At 59.7% G+C, this 19062-nt stretch carries 14 protein-coding genes; 1 reads left to right on the top strand and 13 read right to left on the bottom strand.

Features of this window, described 5'->3' with window-relative positions; genetic code table 11:
• Positions 1-30: 30 nt before the first annotated feature.
• The 8 genes from ASB58_RS18785 to hsdR form a co-directional block, all read right to left on the bottom strand.
• The gene (locus ASB58_RS18785) at positions 31-306 is read right to left on the bottom strand and encodes a ParE family toxin-like protein (RefSeq protein ID WP_118131965.1); all 276 of its coding nucleotides are present in this window, start codon (positions 304-306) and stop codon (positions 31-33) included.
• A 61-nt stretch (positions 307-367) separates the two neighbouring features.
• Positions 368-1060 carry a hypothetical protein gene (locus ASB58_RS18780; protein ID WP_118131964.1) on the bottom strand — a complete coding sequence of 231 codons (693 nt, stop codon included), beginning with the start codon at positions 1058-1060 and terminating at the stop codon, positions 368-370.
• A complete protein-coding gene (locus ASB58_RS18775) occupies positions 1050-1391 on the bottom strand; it encodes a hypothetical protein (protein ID WP_118131963.1) in 342 nt (113 codons plus the stop codon). Before ASB58_RS18775 ends, ASB58_RS18780 begins: the two co-directional genes overlap by 11 nt.
• Positions 1388-1960 (bottom strand): hypothetical protein, encoded by a 573-nt coding sequence (locus ASB58_RS18770; protein WP_118131962.1) that lies wholly within the window; start codon positions 1958-1960, stop codon positions 1388-1390. Before ASB58_RS18770 ends, ASB58_RS18775 begins: the two co-directional genes overlap by 4 nt.
• 55 nt (positions 1961-2015) lie before the next feature.
• Positions 2016-4391 carry a restriction endonuclease subunit S gene (locus ASB58_RS18765; protein ID WP_118131961.1) on the bottom strand — a complete coding sequence of 792 codons (2376 nt, stop codon included), beginning with the start codon at positions 4389-4391 and terminating at the stop codon, positions 2016-2018.
• Positions 4388-5857 carry a type I restriction-modification system subunit M gene (locus tag ASB58_RS18760; RefSeq protein WP_118131960.1) on the bottom strand — a complete coding sequence of 490 codons (1470 nt, stop codon included), beginning with the start codon at positions 5855-5857 and terminating at the stop codon, positions 4388-4390. The genes ASB58_RS18765 and ASB58_RS18760 overlap by 4 nt, the downstream gene beginning before the upstream one ends.
• Positions 5858-5863: 6 nt before the next feature.
• Positions 5864-7279, bottom strand: a complete 1416-nt coding sequence (locus ASB58_RS18755; RefSeq protein WP_118131959.1) for a B12-binding domain-containing radical SAM protein — start codon at positions 7277-7279, stop codon at positions 5864-5866.
• Complete coding sequence (hsdR, locus tag ASB58_RS18750) at positions 7276-9654, bottom strand: EcoAI/FtnUII family type I restriction enzme subunit R (protein ID WP_118131958.1); 2379 nt, start codon at positions 9652-9654, stop codon at positions 7276-7278. The genes ASB58_RS18755 and hsdR overlap by 4 nt, the downstream gene beginning before the upstream one ends.
• A 190-nt stretch (positions 9655-9844) precedes the next feature.
• Between hsdR and ASB58_RS18745 the strand changes: the two genes are divergently transcribed.
• Complete coding sequence (locus tag ASB58_RS18745; protein ID WP_202974661.1) at positions 9845-10582, top strand: NYN domain-containing protein; 738 nt, start codon at positions 9845-9847, stop codon at positions 10580-10582.
• 6 nt (positions 10583-10588) lie between these two features.
• On the opposite strand, the gene ASB58_RS18740 is transcribed toward ASB58_RS18745, so the two are convergent.
• The 5 genes from ASB58_RS18740 to ASB58_RS18720 form a co-directional block, all read right to left on the bottom strand.
• Entirely contained in the window at positions 10589-11263 is a 675-nt protein-coding gene (locus ASB58_RS18740) for a DUF2931 family protein (protein WP_118131956.1), read from the bottom strand.
• A complete protein-coding gene (locus ASB58_RS18735; protein ID WP_118131955.1) occupies positions 11260-13143 on the bottom strand; it encodes a PAAR domain-containing protein in 1884 nt (627 codons plus the stop codon). The genes ASB58_RS18740 and ASB58_RS18735 overlap by 4 nt, the downstream gene beginning before the upstream one ends.
• A gap of 145 nt (positions 13144-13288) precedes the next feature.
• Complete coding sequence (locus tag ASB58_RS18730) at positions 13289-16924, bottom strand: ATP-binding protein (RefSeq protein ID WP_118131954.1); 3636 nt, start codon at positions 16922-16924, stop codon at positions 13289-13291.
• Positions 16915-17598, bottom strand: a complete 684-nt coding sequence (locus tag ASB58_RS18725) for a DUF4194 domain-containing protein (protein WP_202974660.1) — start codon at positions 17596-17598, stop codon at positions 16915-16917. Before ASB58_RS18725 ends, ASB58_RS18730 begins: the two co-directional genes overlap by 10 nt.
• Positions 17582-19021, bottom strand: coding sequence for a Wadjet anti-phage system protein JetA family protein (locus ASB58_RS18720; RefSeq protein ID WP_118131952.1), 1440 nt, complete (start codon positions 19019-19021; stop codon positions 17582-17584). The genes ASB58_RS18725 and ASB58_RS18720 overlap by 17 nt, the downstream gene beginning before the upstream one ends.
• Positions 19022-19062 lie beyond the last annotated feature (41 nt).

Genomic DNA, 19062 nt, shown 5'->3' with positions numbered 1-19062 from the left:
TGTTTTTCCTTTGAATTGAGCTTGTTGGGGCTAGATAGCCCGCCTTCGCTTCAGTTCGCGTTCGAAACACTGACGACTGACCAGGCTATGCGGCTCGTAGCCGCTAGCAGTCAAGGCATATAGTAAGCGCCAGCCCTTACCGAGTTTGAAACGCACCAGCCCGCTGCGGCACCGCACTCGCTTGCCGCCTAGTGCGGTGAACGGGGTCCCCTTGCGCAGGGCCTGATCAATTTCGATAGCTTTGGCGTAGTAACAAGAGCTGATCTGATAAGAACTGTTCGAGAGAATTTTTTCTATAGCGGTCATGACTGGCTCCTTTGTAATGACGGAGCCAGTATTTAGTTGTGGATTCCACTACCAAGACCGTTCATCGCCATTCGTCCAGCAAAGCATCGAACTCTTTTGCCTCTTCGTAAGTGCGGGTAATCAGTTGACGATATTGCAGTAATAGCGGGTTATCGGTCTGCAGGCGGCACGCGGCGTCGTTTGCTTGTTCCAGCTCGCCGTTCAGGTAGTGAGCCATCATGCTGTCGCCAGTGGATAGCGCGGCGGTTTGGCAAGCTAGTGTTTTGAGCAGGTTACCGCCGTACTCGCTCAGACCCATTTGCGGCAAGGTGTTGTCGAAAGGGTTGGGCAGTCGCTCTGTCTTGAGGTCCGCATTCGAGGTGATCTGTTCCAGTAGCCTCAGTATCTCGTGATTGATTAACCCAATGTTGGCTACCGACTGTCGTTCAAGCAGTAGGCTTTTTGCCCAATCTGCATACTCATTGCGCCGCTTTGGATGGGTGAATAGGCGGATGACGGTTTTTGGCTCTCCGAAGATGCCTTGCAGCACAATCGCATTGGATAGAGTGGTCAGCTCCCGCTCAGGTAACGTCCAGCGCTTGCGCCCGCCATTGGTGTGACTAATCTCGTTCTCTGCCAAATGCAGTATCTTGGCCTGACTCATTGCTCTGACCAGAGTATTAACTGCGTTGCGCAGAACAGCGTGGTGGGCGAGGGGGATGCCGAACAGCCGTTCAACTGCTTGAGGCAGAGTTAGTCGTTGCTCAACCGCCACAAGCTTTTGCCATTAGTGAGTCAGTAGTTTGAGTATCGCTTTCCTCATGCGCGTGCTTGGCAATGACGGCAGCTTGGTCGTACCAGCTGGGGCTGTCACATTCGTGATGGCGGTTGTACTCATCAATCACCCCACGGCAGTAACCTGCCCGAGTGGCTTCTGAAAGCGATGTCGTGAGTGAAGCAGCAAAGCGCTGATCCTCGTGTTTGTTGTAGATTTGCAGTAGCTCAACGCAGCCTTTAGCTAAGCGGTCTGGATCGGTATTGGCGCTGCTGATCTGTGTCGATAGCATCAACGCCATAGTGGTAAGCAAGACAGGTATTGATTTCATACAGTAGGTTCCTGCCTGGTCTGGGCTGCTGTGGGAGGAAGAGGTTCGTTTTTTTCAGGCTTTTTGTTATCCGCAGGGACCTTGGCTTGATAAGGTGCTGAAAGAAAAAATGTGGCTAAGAACAACCCGTAGTACAGAGGTGCTGGCAGTGGATTGTGCACCGCCAGGTAGTTGACGATGGATTGCATGTTGGGGATTCCCTCATCGGTGAAGTCGCAGCTTGCAATCATCCCAACGGCCTCATCGAACACGAGTACTTCGACTACGGTTAGCAGACCTACAAAGATAAGTATGCGGCTGAGCCCTCCCCAAAATCCCACGCCAAAATGCTTGGAGTAGTGGATGTGGCGCCATAGAAGTAAACACATCAATGGCATGAACAGCCACTCCAGCAATGACAGGTCTGACAACCCCTCGCTGTATTCAAAAATCACAAATGGCAAGAGGCTCAGCATCATCAGGCCCATCAGCCATAACAGAGCAAATTTGAGTCCTCGCAGCGCGATACAGAGAACTTTACTCAGGCCGTTGTCAAACTTTCCCGCAAATGACAATTCATTAGTTTGCATCCATTCTCCTCTTGTACTTCCGTGTAGGTCATCGGCTTTAAGTAACGCATCGAATTTATTCAAAACCGGGTAACGTGAGCGTGCCACCAGTCGTTCGCCTGCCAAACCCAGACGGAAGCAAAACTGTATGCTGTTTCATTGATTGAAGCTCGGAACGCCATACAGCATCGGTGTATTGCCGCTTGCTGTCGTGCCAGCGTTGGGTGACTTCACGCAGGATGTTGTCATCGCTGCATGGTTTGCCTTCGATTAACAGGTCATTCCACGCGCTATACAGGGTGGAAACCCGCTCGCAACGAGCGGTATCCCAACTGCGTACCAAGTTCAGGATTGCGTCCACACACCGGCGTTGCTCGTCACTCCACAGCTTTTCGTAAATGCGGCGATGCTCGCCAGCCTTGCTTAGGGGCTGGTACTCATAGCGTTTTCCGTTATCTCGGCGGCGTTCGGCGAACCAGTGTCGAGCCTCCAGCTCGTCTGCTAGTTCGCGCATCAAGGCTGGGTCATGCGGGCCGGCGGCAAAGCGATGCTCGTTGCTTTGAATTTCCTTTAGTTTGGCTGCGTGCTCAGTGAGGGAAATGACCTTTTGCAGCTTCACCCGACCTGTGTGTTGTTCTCCGTCAAGGGCATACAGGATCTCAGCGCCAAGCAATGCCCGGGCTTCTTTTGGTGACGCGTTGTGTTCATTAGCAGGTGTCTTTTCGTTGAGAGACTCTGCGATTAACGCAGCGGCGAGGTCCGAGTGCAGTTGCTGCGCTTGGCTGATTCGGGCTTTCAGTTGGTCGCACAGGGTCATCAGTTGATCGACTTTAGCGACGATGCGATGCTGTTCTGGGAGTGGCGGAACTGGAAATGCGCATGCCCGAAGTTGAGTCATGTTTATAGAAGCAAGGTTCGTTGTTTGCTTTGACGAGCCCGCGAAATATTCTCTTGCTGAGGCTGAGTTCAAATACATCTCGGCCCAGCGTGGCTCCCAGTCGGGAATCATTGAACGTGCTCGGAACACGTGGTTCTGATGGAGACAGTCAGGAAGCTCGCTACGCCAGACCGCAGTGCGTCCAACCTTGTCCCAATCACCTCCTTCGGTAATGAGCAGGTCCCCGTCTTGTAGCTGATACTTCTCGACTTCGTCTTCCGGAACTTCGATTTCCTTTATCTGCGCTAGCTCCAAGTGACCGCGTTGTACATTTGCTACTCGGAGATACGGCAAAGATACGAGCTTACGGTCTCTAAGCTTGCGGCCAAGGGTCACACCTCCGGTGACATGCAATAAGTCATCAACGACTTGCCAGCTCCACCCGGTAGGAGCTTCAAATGGAGGCTCCGGGCGGGAGGCAGTGTCGAGAACTTTTTGCTTCCTTGCTTTGGGTTGGGCTAGAACGCGCTGCTTCTCTATTTGAATCCGGCTTACATACTCACCGGCCGGCTCATCGCAGGGATCTTGCGGCACCAGTTTTCCCATCACTGCCAGTTGCAGCAGGGTTTGTTTGAGGGCGTCGATGCTGGGCTCGGTGGTGAACAGGGTGTGGAAGTGTTCGGCCAGGCGCTGCCAGCTTTGGGCGAAGTCGTCGGCGTCGCTGGCTTGGGTCAGGCTGTTGAGCAGCGCTTGCACCAGTTGGGCGTGGGCGCTGTCGGCGTCGGCCTGCTGGGCTTCCAGCCGGTCGCAGAGGGCCATCAGTTCATCTACTTTGGTGACGATGCGGTGTTGTTCGGTGAGGGGGGGGATTGCAAACGGTAATGGCCTTAACTTCCCCAGCGATACGTTTGCGATGTTCGTAGTCTGACTTGCGCTATCAATCAAGGCGCCACGCGCATGCGGGGTGCGCAGTAATGCCATAACAAATCGCGGTTCGATTAGCACCGGTCGCAAAACACCGAGGAAGCCACCAAATGTTGTTTTTTGCTTCAGCTCAGCGCCGATCAGTGCAACCTTCCCAACAAGCTCCCGGCTGTTCGCCATCGACATCACTATGTCATGAGGTTCCACGTACTGATCATGACGAGAGACGAAGCTTTCTCGAATGTAGAGAAGGTCATCCCATTCAATCTCGTCTTGCACGTTTGCGGTTCGCAGACACGCAACACGGCCGGGCTCAGGCTCTTTTGATTTCTCGCTTGCAGGGAAAGTGATACCGCGCACGATCTCCACAACCTGTCCCAACGAGGCCACTGCCCAAGTAGAGGGTATTTCGTAGGAAATCTCGGTTAAATCTTCATTTGTAGGCTTTGCTTTCTTGATCTTGCCTTCTGCCACCAACCGCGCCTTTTCCTCGGTAATCCGCTTCAGCAACTCACGCGCCGGCTCATCATTCGGATCCTGCGGCACCAATTTGCCACGCACCGCCAGCTCCAGAATCAGCTCACGCAGCTTTTTGATGCCGTTGGGGGCGCCAGCCAGCAGCGGCAGGTTGTCGGTGAGCAACGCGGTCATGCCTGGCGCTCCAGGGCTTCGGCCAGCACTGCTTTGAGCTGATCGCGCAGGTCGCTGATTTCGTCTTGCAGGTTGGCGTACTTGCGCAGCAGCTCGTCCGGGTCGTGGCTGATTTGTTCGCCGATATGCGGGTTTTTGCAGTCCAGGTTCCAGTTGCGTGCCTTGAGTTCGTCCAGGCTGACCTTCCAGGCGAATTCGTTCTCTTCGCGGCTGGCAAAGCCGTCGACTTCGTTGCCCCACCAGGCCTGCTCGGTGGCGAACTCTTCGATGCGCATGGGCTTGGTTTTGGAGTAGCTCTTGTAGCCTGCCGGGTACTGGTGCTCATAGAACCAGACGTTTTTGGTGGGTGTGCCCTTGGTGAAGAACAGCAGGTTGGTTTTGATGCCTGTATAGGGGTTGAACACGCCGTTGGGCAGACGAACGATGGTGTGCAGGTTGCATTCGGTAAGCAGCTTTTCCTTTATGCGGCTCTTGATGCCTTCGCCAAACAGAAAGCCGTCCGGCAGTACCACGGCGGCGCGGCCGCCGTCTTTGAGCAGATGCATGATCAGCACCAGAAAGAGGTCGGCTGTTTCGCGGGTGCGGAAGGCGGCGGGGAAGTTGGTTTCGATGCCGTCTTCTTCCATGCCGCCGAACGGCGGGTTGGCGACGATGCAGTGCACGCGCTCGCTTGGCCCCCAGCTGATGAGCGGGCGGGCCAGGGTGTTGTCGTGCCTGATCTGGTTGGGCACTTCGATGCCGTGCAGGATCATGTTGGTGGTAGCCAGCAGGTGCGGCAGGGGCTTTTTCTCCACGCCAAAGATGCTGGCCTGCAGGGTGCGTTCGTCTTCTGCGGTTTTGACGTAGTGGCTGCGCTTGTGCTCGATGGTGCAGGTAAGAAAGCCGCCGGTGCCGCAGGCCGGGTCCATGACCTTTTCATCTAGTTTGGGGTCGACCATGCGCACCATGAATTCGGTGACCGGGCGCGGGGTGTAGAACTCGCCGGCATTGCCCGCGCTTTGCAGATCGCGCAGCAGTTGTTCATACATGTCGCCAAAGGCGTGACGTTCCTGCGCCTTGTTGAAATCCACCCCTTCCTGGATCTTGTTGATCACCTGGCGGATCAACTGGCCGGACTTCATGTAGTTGTAGGCGTCTTCAAACACGCTGCGCACCACAAAGGCGGCGGGCGTGGTGCTGTATTCCTGCAGGTTCTGCAGGGTGGGGAACAGCTGGCCATCGATAAAGTCTTTCAGCTCATCGCCGGTGATACCTTCCGGGTCGGCGGCCCAGTTGCGCCAGCGGCAGCGCTCGGGCATGGGCGAGCGGTAGCTGTCGTCCAGCAGCTCCCATTCCTGTTCGCGGTCGTCAAAGATTTTCAAAAAGAGTAGCCAGACCAACTGGCCGACACGCTGGGCATCGCCGTCGACGCCGACGTCCTTGCGCATGATGTCCTGAATGGATTTGATGGTGCTGGAGATAGACATGGTGGTTTACACAGTTAATTCAGGTGAATGGCGGCCATCTCGGGCCGGCAATGTGAGGCGGGATGTATCGAAGCTCAGAGGCACGCTGGTATTGGCCACATCCTCAAGAAAGTCCTGGTAACGGTAGTCACGTGCAAAGTAGGAAAAAGACTTCAGTTGGTAATAACGTTCGGCATTCATGTAGCGCTGGCTGATCTCACGGGAAACGGCAAGTGCGCGAGTATGGCTCATTTGCGGACTCAGATTCAGGTGGTTTACACCGAAACATGGCGAGTGGCTGAGGGACGCGCCAAACTGTGATAATTCGTTCAAATAGCTTTCGCTCTCTTGCGGCCAGCCATACGCGATAACCGGCCCGACCGATACGCCATAGAACAGATCCTTGCGTGCATCCAGCCAGTTGAGCGTTTCCGCCACACTATCGTCGGTTTCGCCGGCAAACAGCAGCAGGTTCACTTTGACCTTGATGCCACTAGCGGCGCAGGCTTCCAGCAGACGGGATGCTCTGTTCAGGTAGCCTTGTGGCTTCTTGCTTTTTTGCATCCGCTGCAACTGCTGGAGACTGGCGCTCTCCAGCCCCAGATCGAGCACAGTGAGGCCGGTGGCGGCAAGCTCGGCCATCAGCTCGGGCCGGATGTTATCGACGCGGCCCTCACTGCGCCAGCGCAGCTCCAGCTCAGCCTCGGACAAGGCCCCGGTGAACTCAGCGACCCAACCCCTGGTTGGCACAAACATTGAGGCTTCAAAATACGGCGTCATTTCGATCAGGTTGTCACGAAGTAATGTCGCAGCCAGCTCCTCGACTACTTGCCTGGCAGGCTTGAGCGGTTGCAGGCGCTCGCTGCGTTCCTGACAAAAGCTACAGCCCATGCCGCAGCCGCGTGAAACTTCAATGCTGGGCTGGTAAAGCTCGCGTTGATGCAGCAGCCGGTAGTCCAGTAGCGAGCGTTGTGGTGCCGGGGTGCCCAGCAGTAACCCTGCGGAATTTCGCGTGCCACCCAACAACTCGACAATTTGCCACTCCGCCAGACCGGCGATCACCCGGTCGGCCAAAGGCAGCAAAGATTTGAGGCGCTCCGGATTGTCACCTACTACCCAGCGACCACCGACAATAAAGCGGAGCGAGGGGTGCAACGCTTTGGCCTGGCGCATGAACAGATCCGCCCACTCCACGGCATAGAAGCTGGGCAGGGAAATAAGGATGGGTAAGGACTCGTCCAGTCCCAGGTTTTCCGCTTCCAGTAGAAGTGATTGCGGGTGCTCGAAGTGGCCATGGAGCACGACAGGATCAAAACCGTGGCGCTGCAGCACCGTTGCGAGCGAGAGCAGCCCGTAGTTCAGGTATTGATGGCGGCGGTTGATTGGGGTGTCGGCCTTTTTGACTTGTAGCTGCCCTGCGCTGACGCAAATCACCCGAGTCATCGGGCCTGCCCGTATATGGCTTGTTCAAGGTCACGGACAGCCGCGGTGAAGGATGGCCTCCCACCAAATGCCTTGATCAGTTCGATGGGTGAGCCGATCTGGCTGAAGGGGTCGAGCTGCAGGATCTTGATGTCTTCGATGTGCTCGACGCCGGTGTCGGCGTATTTATCGAGCAGCGCCTCCAGCACCTGACGCGCCGCGCCTGCGTAGTTGCTGAAGTAGTCGCGCTTTTTCACCTGCTCTGCGCGCTCTTTGCGGGTAAGCGGCGGCTGATCAAAGGCGATATGGCAGATCAGATCGAACGGGTCGAGCGGGGCGGTTTGCTTCTTGCCCACCTCTTCGGCCAGGGCTTCCCACATGACGCCCTGGGCTGACAATTCGTCGATGATGGCTTTCTTTTGCTCAGCACTGCTCCAGCGCTTGAGGAAGTCATCCAGCGAGGTGAACTGTTTGGCGACGCAGGAGCGGGTGTAGTCGCGCAGCGATTCGGTAATCAGTTTGCCGTCTGGCCCGTAATACTGGACGCGCTCGGCGACAACCGAGACGGCGACGTTGTCGATGACGTATTTGATGCGCTTGGGACCGTCGCCACCGCCTGTTTCTTCGCTTCCTTCACCCGGGTCGAGCGGATCGGCTGGGTCGCCCAGAAGTGCGCCCGGATCGTCTATTTCATCCGGCGGGACGGGCGATTCGCCGCTGCCCGGTTCAAAAATGATCACCGGCTCGCCATCAAAGGCGGGGTCGGCAAACAGCTCGGTGGCTTTCTTGAAGTCCATGATGGTGAACCAGTACTTGCCGTATTCCTCGTTGATACGCGTACCGCGGCCTATGATCTGCTTGAACTCGGTCATCGACTTGATGTGCTGATCCAGCACAACCAGCTTGCAGGTTTGCGCATCGACCCCGGTGGTCATCAGTTTGCTGGTGGTGGCGATGACCGGGTAGCGGGCTTCCGGGTTGATGAAGTTGTCCAGCTCGGCTTTGCCTTCCTGATCGTCACCAGTGATGCGCATGACGTACTTGCGGCTCTCGGCAACGCGCTGCGGGTTGAGGTTGACCAGTGCCTGGCGCATGCGCTCGGCGTGGTTGATGTCGTCGCAGAAGACGATGGTCTTCTGGTACGGATCGGTTGCTTTGAGGAAGGCGGTGATCTTTTCGGCAACCAACTGGGTGCGCGCTTCCATGACCAGGGCGCGGTCCATGTCCTTGAGGTCGTAGATGCGGTCTTCGATCAGCTCACCGTTCTTGTCTTTCATGCCCTTGGGCGGTCGCCAGCCCTGCAGGTCGCGGTCAAAGTCGATTCGCACGACTTTGTAAGGCGCAAGAAAGCCGTCTTCGATGCCCTGCTTGAGGGTGTAGCTGTACACCGGCTCGCCAAAGTAGGTGATGCTGGAAACCTCTTTGGTTTCCTTAGGCGTTGCCGTGAGGCCGATGTGGGTGGCACCGGAGAAGTATTCGAGAATCTCGCGCCAGGCCGAGTCTTCTGCTGCGCTGCCCCGGTGGCATTCGTCAATGACCACCAGATCGAAGAAGTCCGGTGAAAACTGCTTGTAGATATTCTTCTCTTCTTCCGCTCCGGTTACCGCCTGATAGAGCGACAGGTATACCTCGTAGGATGTGTCGATCTGGCGCTTGGCGATCTTGGTCATCGCCTGACCAAAGGGCTTGAAGTCGTTGTTTTTGGTCTGGTCGACCAGAATATTACGGTCGGCCAGAAAGAGAATGCGTTTCTTCTGCCGGGACTTCCACAGGCGCCAGATGATCTGGAAGGCGGTGTAGGTTTTGCCGGTGCCGGTTGCCATAACCAGCAGGATGCGATCCTGCCCGCGGGCGACGGCCTCGACGGTGCGGTTAATGGCGTTCATCTGATAATAGCGTGGGCTGCGACCGGAGCCGTCATCGTAATAGGGGGCTTCCACGCGCTGCTGCGCTTCGCCCTCCAGCCCTTTCCACTGGCAGTAGCGCCGCCAGAGTTCGCCGGGGCTGGGGAACTGCTCCATGCTCAGAGCGGTTTCAACCTGGCTACCAGTGCCGCTGCGGTCATGGAACAGAAAGCCGCTGCCGTTGCTGGAGAATACGAAGGGTACGTCCAGCGCTTCTGCGTAGCCGAGCGCCTGTTGCATGCCGGAGCCAACTGAGTGCTTGTTGTCCTTGGCCTCGATAACGGCGATAGGCAGATTGGGCTGGTGGTAGAGGATGTAGTCTGCCCGGCGAGACTCGCCTCGGCTATGCAGCTTGCCGCGCACGATGATGCGGCCCTTGGTGAAGGAAACCTCTTCGCGCACCTGGCGCTGGATGTCCCAACCCGCTTGCTGCACTGCCGGGGTGATGAACTTGGTGCAAATGTCCCGCTCGCTGAGCGACTTCATGTCCATGTACTGATGTCCTTGTTGCGGCTACACGGCGCTGCGGTGCCGGGTAGAGCGAAGGCTCAACGATAGCCATTTGCCCTGACAGGGTAAAGTGCAAAGCGCAGGCCGATTGCTGGTGTGCGGTTGCTTAATGGTTGTTGGCACCAGCATGATGGGGCTCTGCGATTTCGCAGGGACGTGATAGGGGAAGCGCATGGCAGCACAGATGGAGCCAACACGGTTGGCCGTGTTGATTGATGCCGACAACGCCAATCCGGCGATTGTTGAAGGGCTGCTGGCTGAGGTGGCCAAGTTGGGTGTGGCGAGCGTCAAGCGCATCTATGGTGACTGGACCACGCCGAGCCTGGGCAAGTGGAAGGCCTCGCTGCTGGAGCACTCTATTCAGCCGATTCAGCAGTTTGCCTACACCTCCGGCAAGAACGCGACCGACAGCGCGATGATCATCGATGCCATGGACTTGCTGTATTCGGCAGACCTTGGCGGCTTTTGCATTGTCTCCAGCGATAGCGATTTCACCCGGCTGGCCGCGCGTCTGCGTGAGTCGGGCAAGGTGGTGTACGGGTTTGGCGAGAAGAAAACGCCCAAACCTTTTGTTGCCGCCTGCGACCGCTTTATCTACACCGAGATCTTTACCCAGCACCCCGAGAACGCGGAGACGCTTATTCAGCGTCGCTCGGCGCAGGAGCTGCGCCAGGACACCAAGCTGTGCAATTTGCTGCGTCAGGCTATTGAGGCGGCGTCTGACGATGAAGGTTGGGCCAACCTTGGCCCGGTGGGTAGTCAGCTGGCCAAGCAAATGCCCGAGTTTGACCCGCGCAACTATGGCTACAGCAAGTTCAGCGGCTTGGTGGAAGGGATTGGTCTGTTTACCTTGCGACGGGAAAACAACCTGCTGCTGGTCAGGGACCAGCGCCCGGGCAAGAAAGGCTGAGCGCGCCTACCAGCTGCCAAACGGGATGCCGTGAGTGTCGATATAGTGTTGGGCATTGGGGCTGGGTGGACGGTAGAACTCGCCGTTAGATGTCCCGTTGTAGGGCCCGACGGGGTTGATTTCGCCTTGGACGTGGGCAATTTCGATTGGCTCAAGGCATGGCCCCATTAGCCAGGCCTTGACCATGCCACCGGGGGCAACGCCGATAGCGATTATTTGCCTGTAATGGATTACATGATCATCTCGCCAAGCACAGTAGGTTGGTCGTGGCGTAACCATTTCAGCTCTTGTCTCTTCCGAAATATAGAAGCTGGCTCGGTATGCTTGCGGCTCCGCCAGGGACTGCCAGCGTACGGTTATTTTCTCGGGCAGGTCGATACCTGACATTGGGAACTTTGAACCAGGGCCAGGGCGTTCAGGCCAGCCGCGCGCCTCGCCTTTATTATCGGCAGGAGTTCTTGTAGAGGCGACGCCGCCGAAAACATCTTCGTACATCAAGTCGTTTACGTCCGTCAGGTCCACTTGCTCGACCCAAGCTTCCATGTAGTCTGGAGCTTGCAAGCCAATGTACCAAGCGTCGTAAGGTAGGTCCGGTTTGGGCGGGAACGGCTCCATGCTGTTGAGGCCGGAGCAGCCGCTTAGAATAATGACTGCCAGCGATACCGCGATATGCCTGATCAAACGGGATGTTCCTCTTGTTGCCGGTCAGCATAAATAGCGCGAGTAAAACCGTTGCGCGGCTTGTTGGCCATAAAGCCTTTCACGGGAGCCCAGTTGGCCGAGCTATGAATATAGCGACTGTGCAGAAACCGGCGCTCGTCTCTGCTTAGTGTGGGGCTGCAGCCGCTCATTGCGGCGGCGTACACTTTGTCCGCGATAGCTTTGAGGTCTGTGGGTATGGTAAAGCGGCCGTCGTGTTCGTTGATAGAATCGAAGGGCACACTGGATTCCAGGCCTTTTGCATGCATGATTCTCAACGGCACGCGTGACAGTTCTCCCCTGACGGTGCGCTCGATTGAGAGTCCAAGTAGCACGAGGGCCCTCGGCATCCGTCTTACTGCGTGTTCATGGAGCACCAAGCGCCCATCTCCGGGCAAACCACGCTCGCGGAATAGTGCCTCTTCGCGCTGCCGTGTCAACCACGCATCGGAGCGAACCAACTTGTGCCGGGCGCGCCCGTCTAAGGGGTATTCATCACTAGGAAAGAAGACGGGTGTACCGAGCATCAAGCGCTCGTAGCTGAGGGTGGGGTAGCCGCCGCCCAAGTTGGAGTGGACGCCGGGCAGCACCAGTTCTTCGTGGGCCTCGGTTACGCGGTTGAGACTGAAATTGTGGCGGTGCTCGTCGGCTGCAGTGAGATGCACAACCTTACGGGCGCAATCTGGCGGCAGGTACAGATTAACGCCAGGGTTGTAGTCGTCCCCGACGCTCGGGTGGCCTCGAGTTGGATCGCCGATTGCTGCCACGGTATCGAATAGGCCGATAAAGTTGATGCTCAGGTTGGTGTCGAGAGCGAAGCCGGGGGAGAAAGCTGGGTCCTTGGGGTTGAGGCTGTTGGAGACGACGCCGCTGTTGGCTTTGAGCACTTCGTTGGCAAAGTGGCGAGCGGCAGCTGCGCCGCGGCTGAAACCAAAAATATCGAACTCAATATTTTCAATGCTAATTGATGGGTTGCTATCCATAAGGCTGTCGATAGTCAGCCTTAATTTGGCGGGACTCTGCTCCACGCGCTCCGCTACCCCGGTTTCTCCCTGCCCAAACGCCATCCCCATGGTGGCGTCTTTTTCACCAGCTTTGCTGCCAGCGCCTTCGATATAAACCTTCACGTTGGCTTGTGTAGCTTCTGGTTCTATTTGGCGCTGCGAGTCGTCCTTGTACAACCGAAACAACAACGCCACATTACTCAACTCATTCCCATAACTGTTATCCGGCCGCTGATCAAAAAAGGCATCGCCGTTGCTGTCGTTGTAGCCGTGGGATTGGCAGAAGCGGGTGATGGCCTCCAGGCCGTCGGGGCCGAGTTGGGCCAGGTCTTCGCGGCGGCATTGGGCGGTGATGGAGGCATTGGGCAGGTTGTTGAGGGTGCCGTCGAAGAACATGCCGACGCGCAGGGTGATGCGCTGTTTCTGCGGCAGCTCGGTTTCTTCTTCCTCTTCTTCTTCCTCGCGCTGTATTGGGGCGGCATTGGCGATGTTGGCGCGGGTGGCCAGTGGCGCGCCGAACAGCGCTTGCAGGGTGCGCACCAAGGCGCCTACGGCCTGCGCTGCTGAGCTGGCGCTGCCGGTGGTCGTGCCGATGAAGATATTGCCGGAGCCGGCGATGACGGCGTCGCCGTGGCTGCCGGCGCTGCCGAGTACAGCGGCGGGGCGGCCGTTGATCAGCACATTGGGAATGACCTGGCCGGCCAGTGCGCTGCCGCAGGTGGTGCTGTCACCCAGGCGTGCGGCGGGTGTGCCATTGAACAGCACATTGGGGGCACCGCTGGCGATGGCGCGGGCGCCGTGGCCGGTCTGTGGGCATTGTGTGGGGTCGCCGAGTCGGGCGGCGGGTTTGCCGGACATGCCAATTCCCTCTGGCTGCAGGTGTTCTTGAGTTCATCCTGCGGGGCGACGGCGGGTCGGACAATCGACTATTGGGGTGAATGTGCGGTGTTTGGCATCTGCCGCTGCAATGCGTTGCCGGGGTGGCCGGCAACGCATGCACGGGTCAGATCACGTCTTCCATAAACTCCAGCGCACCCTGCTGACGAATCACCCGACGGTGCTGGGCCCACAGCTCGGCCACGCGCTCGCGGTTGAGCTGCTGGCGGTCGAGCAGCACGCGGGTGTTCAGCTCGCCGACCGGCTGGCTGCTGGGCACCTTGCTGAACACGAACTGGTTGCTGACCAGTTCCAGGAAGGGGCCGGCCTTGCTGGTCGGCATGATGAAGATCAGCTGCAGGCCAAGGGTTTCGGTCAGGTAGGCGATGACTTCACGCGAACGGATCTCATCCATGTGCATGAAGGCTTCGTCGACGATCACCATGCGCAGGTGGCTGTCGCCCTCGTTGAAGCGGAAAGCGCTGGTCACGGCGGCGGCGCGGATGATGTAGGCCGGGGTTTCCAGCTGACCACCGGAGCCGGTGCCGTATTCGCTCAGGCGGATCGGCGACTTGCCTTCCGGGTGCTTGAGGATGTCGTAGCGGCGGTAGCGGCGGTAGTCGCTGATGCGCTCCAGTTCGCGCAGGGCCTGCTGTTCGTCGCCATCGAGCAACAATGCCAGCAGCTGATCGCGGACCGCGGCCGAACGCTCGGACAGGGTATCGTCGAACAGACTGGTGCCGTCGCCCAGGTTCGGCATCTGGATCAGCTCGCGGAAGAACTCCCAATAGGCCTTGTACTCGGGCAGCCAGTCCCAGTCGAATTGGAAGCGCTCGCGGTCGGCGCCGAAGCGGTGGTGCTCCAGCTCCTTGTTCAGTTGCTCCAGCGTGCGACGACCGTCGTTGATGGCCTGATGAATCTCGTGACACAGGTCGCTGACAAAGGTGGTGTTGAAGCTGTCGCGCAGGCTGGCGAGCTGTTCCTGCTTGGCCAGCAGCACGTTGTTGCGCAGGCGGTTGTGCAGGTTGTCGAGCTGTTGATGCAGCGCGCCGACATGGCGGAAGAAGGCCAGGCTGTGCAGCTCCGCCGGGGTATCAGCCAGCACCTGATCGGCGGGCTGGGCCTGCTCGTTGTAGTGTTCGATGGCGCGCTGCAGGTCGGCAACTTGGCGGTGCAGGCTGCTGGTCAGCGCCTGGGCGTCGGCAATGAAGTCGAACTGGCCGCCGCGCTGTTCAAGCATGGTGTCGAGCTGCTCCAGCCGCGCCTGCGGGTCGAGCCCCGGCACTTGGGCGGCAGCATCCAGCAGGTACTGCTCGGCCTTGTCGCGGGCGTCGAGCAGGGCATCGCTCTGGTCGGCGAAGTGGGTAATGCGCTGGCCGATGCTGACCTGCTTCTCCTGCAGACGGCCAAGTTGCACGTCCAGCTCCTTGCCGTGCAGTTCCAGCTCGCGGTGGCGCAGGGTCACGCGCTGCTGTTCCGCTTCCAGATCGTGGTGCGCGTCCAGATCAAGCGCTTCCAGTTGCTGTTCGACTTCGCGCAGCTGACGCTGGCTGTCGAGCAGCTCGCTGGCGCGGGCGGCGTAGTCTAGCGGAGCAATCTGGCCAAGCTGACGGGCCAGCTCGCGCAGCCCCTCCAGTTCGCGGCGCAGTTGATGCTGCTGCAGATCCAGATCATGCAGCCGCTGTTCCTGCGCGCGCAGGTTGCGCTCGCGGGCTGCGGCACCAAATACCAGCTGACTGTCGTCGATATCACAGCGGAACAGCGCGTAGTTGCCCGAGCCCATGCCGTCGCGGGTGATGCCGCGGCGGGTCTGACGCAGGGCGCCGGCGTCGGCAACCCGGGCGACCGTGGCGTAGGAGGCTTGCAGGTAGTACTCGGCAACGCGGTGGCTGAAGCGCATGACCTGCAGGATCGAGTCGTTCGGCACGTTGATGCGTTCGGCGTCCTGCTTGGCCTTGCTGCCTTGAATGACCCGCGCGCGGTTGCGCTCGCGGCTGTTCATCTGGCGCACGATGCGGATCGCTTCGGCTTCATATTCGGGCTCGACCAGAATGGCGTAGCGGCTGCCGCCGATATAACCCTCGATCGCCATCTGCCAATCCGGGTCGAGTACCTCGACGTGGTCGCAGAGTACCCGCGGGTCGGCCTGCGGGCATTGCTTGCGGATCGCCAGCAGTGCTTCTTCGACATACGCCGGATACATCACGCGGCTGCTCTGCAGGGTGCTGATCTGGTGGCGAATCTGGCTGACCTGGCGATCAAAATTGTTCAGCGCGCTGGTGCGTTCCTGCACCAGCCGGTCGACCCGCTGCAGCAGGCTGGCGCCTTCGCTGTCCTGCTCGCGCAGGCGCTCGGCCAGCTGGTTGTGCGCACGCTGCTGGCTGCGAATGGCGTCGAGGCCGGCGTCCAGCGGGGTCAGGTCGATCCAGTCGCGTGCCAGCAGCTGATTGAGGTCGGCGACCGGTTCGCGTTCGGCGGCCAGTACCGCAGCGCTGGTATCGCGCCAGCCGCGGCTGGCCAGTTGTGGAATGGCTTGGCTCAGGCTGTGCTGGGTCAGCAATGCACTGGCGGATTGCAGCGCCACCAGGTTGCGGTCGCGCTGATGGGCCTGGGTCAGCAGGCCGGGCACAGCGTTGCGCAGTTGTTCGCTGAGTTGGCGCTGACGCTGTTCCAGTTGATCCTTGTTCTGCAGCGCCGGAATGCCCTGACGGCGAGCTTCCAGTTGCACCAGTTCGTGGTGGGCCTGGCCGAGACGCTCGGTGGTCAGGCGCTGGTCTTCCTGCAACGCTTCGAGCTGGCTGGCGAGCTGTTGCTGTTCCTGTTTGGCCGCCAGATAGCCCTGCTGGTTGTTCTGCCAGGCTTGCGCGGCGGCAGCGTACTCCAGTCCGGTGCGCTCCAGCCAGCTGTCCAGATACTGCGTGGTCTGGCTGGTGGTCAGCGACAGCAGTTCCACCGCCTGACGCACGCGCGCCGCTTCCTGCTCCATGCCATGCACGGTGCGCAGCAGCTCGCGGATGCGCTTGATGGTGTCGCCAAACTCGCGGGGCTCCAGCACTTCCTCGGCGACAAACTGGTCGATGGATTTGACCGGTTTGTAGGCCATGAAATTGGCAAAGGTGCGCGCGGCGTTCTTGGCTTCGCGGGTCGAGAGTGCATCGCGGCGGCCGCGCAGGGCGGCGTACAGGCGGGCCAGGTAGGCGCTCTTGCGGTCGTAGACTTCGACCTGCTGGGCGCTGAACTGCTTGCGCAGCAGGCCCGGCAGTTCGGTCACGGCGATCACGTGACGCCCATCTTCCTGCTCACGCAAAAAGTGCGACAGCGACAGCATTTCGCCGGGAATGATCATCAGCAGCAGCTCGTCCTGCCGTGCCTGGCGGCTGCTGCCGGCGGCGTCGAGATGGGCGCGCACGCCGATCACCGCGGTAAAGGGTTCGGCGGTCTCGCCACGGGTCGGGTGGAACACCCCGGCGATGTAGCCGTCGGTGTCCCAGGGGCGGGCGTAGGCGCCGTCGTCACAGCCGAGTACGTAGGAGGCGAGGGTGCGCACCTGCTTGCCTCCACGGCCGCGCTGGGTGGTTTCGTCCTGTCCCGGGTTGTAGTTGAACAGGTTGTCGTGGGCGGCGGTCATCAGCGTCTGCAGGGCATCCGCTGCGGTGGTCTTGCCGGAGCCGTTGCCGCCGGAGAACAGGTTGACCGGGCCGTATTCCAGTTCTTCGACCGGCAGGTTGCCCCAGTTGACGGTAATCGAACGCTTCAGATACATCCGTTGTTCTCCTCGGCGGACGGCTGGTCTTCGCTGTTTTCAATCTCGGGGCTGGCGAGCTGGGCCAGCGCGCTGTCGGTCACCAGGCTGATGATGCCCGGGCGGATGGTCAGCCAGGCTTCGCCGCTGTCCAGTTCGGCATCGCTGGGGCTGCGGATCAGCCGCAGCTGGCGCAGGCGGCGCAGCAGGTTGCGGCGCTCGCTCTGCTGTTCCGGCAGCGAGCGGCCGAGCAGGTTGCGGCTGCTCAGGTTCAGCGCTTCGAGCGACAGCATGACCTGACCAAACTCGTCGACCTGACCTTCGCGCAGGGCCTTGTCGTACTCGGCGCGCAGCACCAGAATCAGCGCCACTTCCTGCTGGTTCAGGCGCTCGCGCAGGCCGCTGCCGAAGCTGTCGTCGGCGTCGACCAGGCCGGGCACTTCCGCACCCGGCGGGAATACGCGAACCAGATTGAAGCGCGGCTCGTGCAGCACGCGGATGCGCAGTACCGAGAGATAGTCCTCGACCAGATCGGCGGCCTGCAGGTAGCGGTCGTAGAGCTCGGCCTCGCGGTTGCTTTCGTCGCGGCAGAGCACACCGCGGTCGAGCAGGCGGATCATCAGCTCGGAAAAGTCCTCGGCACTCAGGCCGCGTTCGTTGAGGTGGTGGTCCAGCGCGTCACGCATGTTCGTCATGTTCCAGATCGATGATGAAGCCGTCACGGCGATCAAAATAGGTTTCGTTGCTGATGGTCTCGCCGCTTGGCTCGATGCGCACGCGCAGGCCGCTGGCGGCGTGTTCGGCGCTGGCCAGCGCGATCACATGGCTGAGCGCGAGCAGGTCGTTGGCGCTGTTGACCGGCAGGTCGCGGGTGTTGAGCTGGCTGCCGTTGCCGAGGGCGGCGCGCAGGTAGCTGCGCAGGCCACTGGCGTTGACGTTGAAGGCCTTGTCGAGCAACTGATTGACTGCCAGCGCGCGCAGGGTGTCGTCTTCCGGCGCGTCGAGGGTTTCCATCAGGCTGTGCACCGGCGGGCGCTCGCGGCGTTCGCGCAGTTTCACCTGAGCCGGGTCGACCAGCGCCAGATTGACCACCGCCATTTCCTCACCGGCGGCGCTCAGACGCTTGGCCTGCTCTTCGGCGGGCAGGGCGGACAGCTCGCGGCACAGGCCGACGATATCGCTGTGCTTCTGACTGTGCAGGTAGCTGAGCTGACGGATGATGATGTCGGCGCGTTGGGTGAAGCTCTGCAGCGTGCGGCGCAGGGCCGGCAGCATGATGTCGGCAGCGTTGCGCAGGCAGCCTTCGATGCCGTCCAGCAGTTGCCAGAGAATCGAGCTGCGTTCGTCGCTCAGCAGGTCAGGCGCCAGGCGGCGCAGCTCGCGCTCGGCCTCGGCCTTCCATTCGCGCGGCTTGCGGCGAATGCGGCTGATCACGTCCTGAATGCGTTCGCGGTGTTTTTCGACGCTGTCGGCCGACAGACGCACCGCCAGATCGGGCTGGAAGCGCCGCTCCATAAAGTCGAAGAACTGATCGCTGGCCTGCTGCACCAGTTGCTGCGCTTCGACCTCGCGTACCAGCTGGCGCTTGCGCTCTTCCAGCTCGGCGATGATGTCGGTGAAGTCGGCAATGATGCGTTCGGCGTATTCGTGGGCGTCGAGCAGGTCATACACCTCGCCGTGCTCGGCAAACGCCGACAGCGCGTTGAGGGTGTTGCGGGTGTTGCGGTGGCGGGTACGGGTGTTGTGCCCGTGCGCCTCGGCCAGCGACTGGGCAAACAGCCGGCCCATGCGGCTGAACGGGTAGGTCGACTGGAAGGTGGCCTGATCCACCTGACGTTCCAGCCAGCCGTTTTCGATCAGGCTGGTGAGAATCCAGCTGGCCTGCTCGCGGTTGCTCTTGAAGCGGCTGGCATCCTCGTCGTCGCCTTCCAGCAGCGGCGCGCGTTCCAGCGCTTCACTGAAGATATCCAGCACCTGCTCGCGCTTGAGCGACTCGCCGTAATCGGCGCGGGCGCTGTACAGCCGCTCGTGCAGCAGGCGCAGGCACTCGACAATCTGTTCGCGGTATTTGCTGGTGAGCGGGCGGAAGAACTGCAGGCGCTCGTTGGTAAAAAACATAGGGCGTCGAATTCCGGTTCGGACAAGGACGCATTATGCCT

Origin of the sequence: Pseudomonas abyssi (assembly GCF_003444685.1) — a bacterium.
Lineage (GTDB): Bacteria > Pseudomonadota > Gammaproteobacteria > Pseudomonadales > Pseudomonadaceae > Halopseudomonas > Halopseudomonas abyssi.
Note: the sequence above shows the minus strand (reverse complement) of the source record. Positions and strands in the feature narration are given on the sequence as shown.

Excerpts from the sequence above, each read along its gene's own strand:
- ASB58_RS18785 (WP_118131965.1), bottom strand. The coding sequence starts at position 306 with ATGACCGCTATAGAAAAAATTCTCTCGAACAGTTCTTATCAGATCAGC.
- ASB58_RS18775 (WP_118131963.1), bottom strand. The coding sequence starts at position 1,391 with ATGAAATCAATACCTGTCTTGCTTACCACTATGGCGTTGATGCTATCG.
- ASB58_RS18770 (WP_118131962.1), bottom strand. The coding sequence starts at position 1,960 with ATGCAAACTAATGAATTGTCATTTGCGGGAAAGTTTGACAACGGCCTG.
- ASB58_RS18765 (WP_118131961.1), bottom strand. The coding sequence starts at position 4,391 with ATGACCGCGTTGCTCACCGACAACCTGCCGCTGCTGGCTGGCGCCCCC.
- ASB58_RS18760 (WP_118131960.1), bottom strand. The coding sequence starts at position 5,857 with ATGTCTATCTCCAGCACCATCAAATCCATTCAGGACATCATGCGCAAG.
- ASB58_RS18755 (WP_118131959.1), bottom strand. The coding sequence starts at position 7,279 with ATGACTCGGGTGATTTGCGTCAGCGCAGGGCAGCTACAAGTCAAAAAG.
- hsdR (WP_118131958.1), bottom strand. The coding sequence starts at position 9,654 with ATGGACATGAAGTCGCTCAGCGAGCGGGACATTTGCACCAAGTTCATC.
- ASB58_RS18745 (WP_202974661.1), top strand. The coding sequence starts at position 9,845 with ATGGCAGCACAGATGGAGCCAACACGGTTGGCCGTGTTGATTGATGCC.
- ASB58_RS18735 (WP_118131955.1), bottom strand. The coding sequence starts at position 13,143 with ATGTCCGGCAAACCCGCCGCCCGACTCGGCGACCCCACACAATGCCCA.
- ASB58_RS18730 (WP_118131954.1), bottom strand. The coding sequence starts at position 16,924 with ATGTATCTGAAGCGTTCGATTACCGTCAACTGGGGCAACCTGCCGGTC.
- ASB58_RS18725 (WP_202974660.1), bottom strand. The coding sequence starts at position 17,598 with ATGACGAACATGCGTGACGCGCTGGACCACCACCTCAACGAACGCGGC.
- ASB58_RS18720 (WP_118131952.1), bottom strand. The coding sequence starts at position 19,021 with ATGTTTTTTACCAACGAGCGCCTGCAGTTCTTCCGCCCGCTCACCAGC.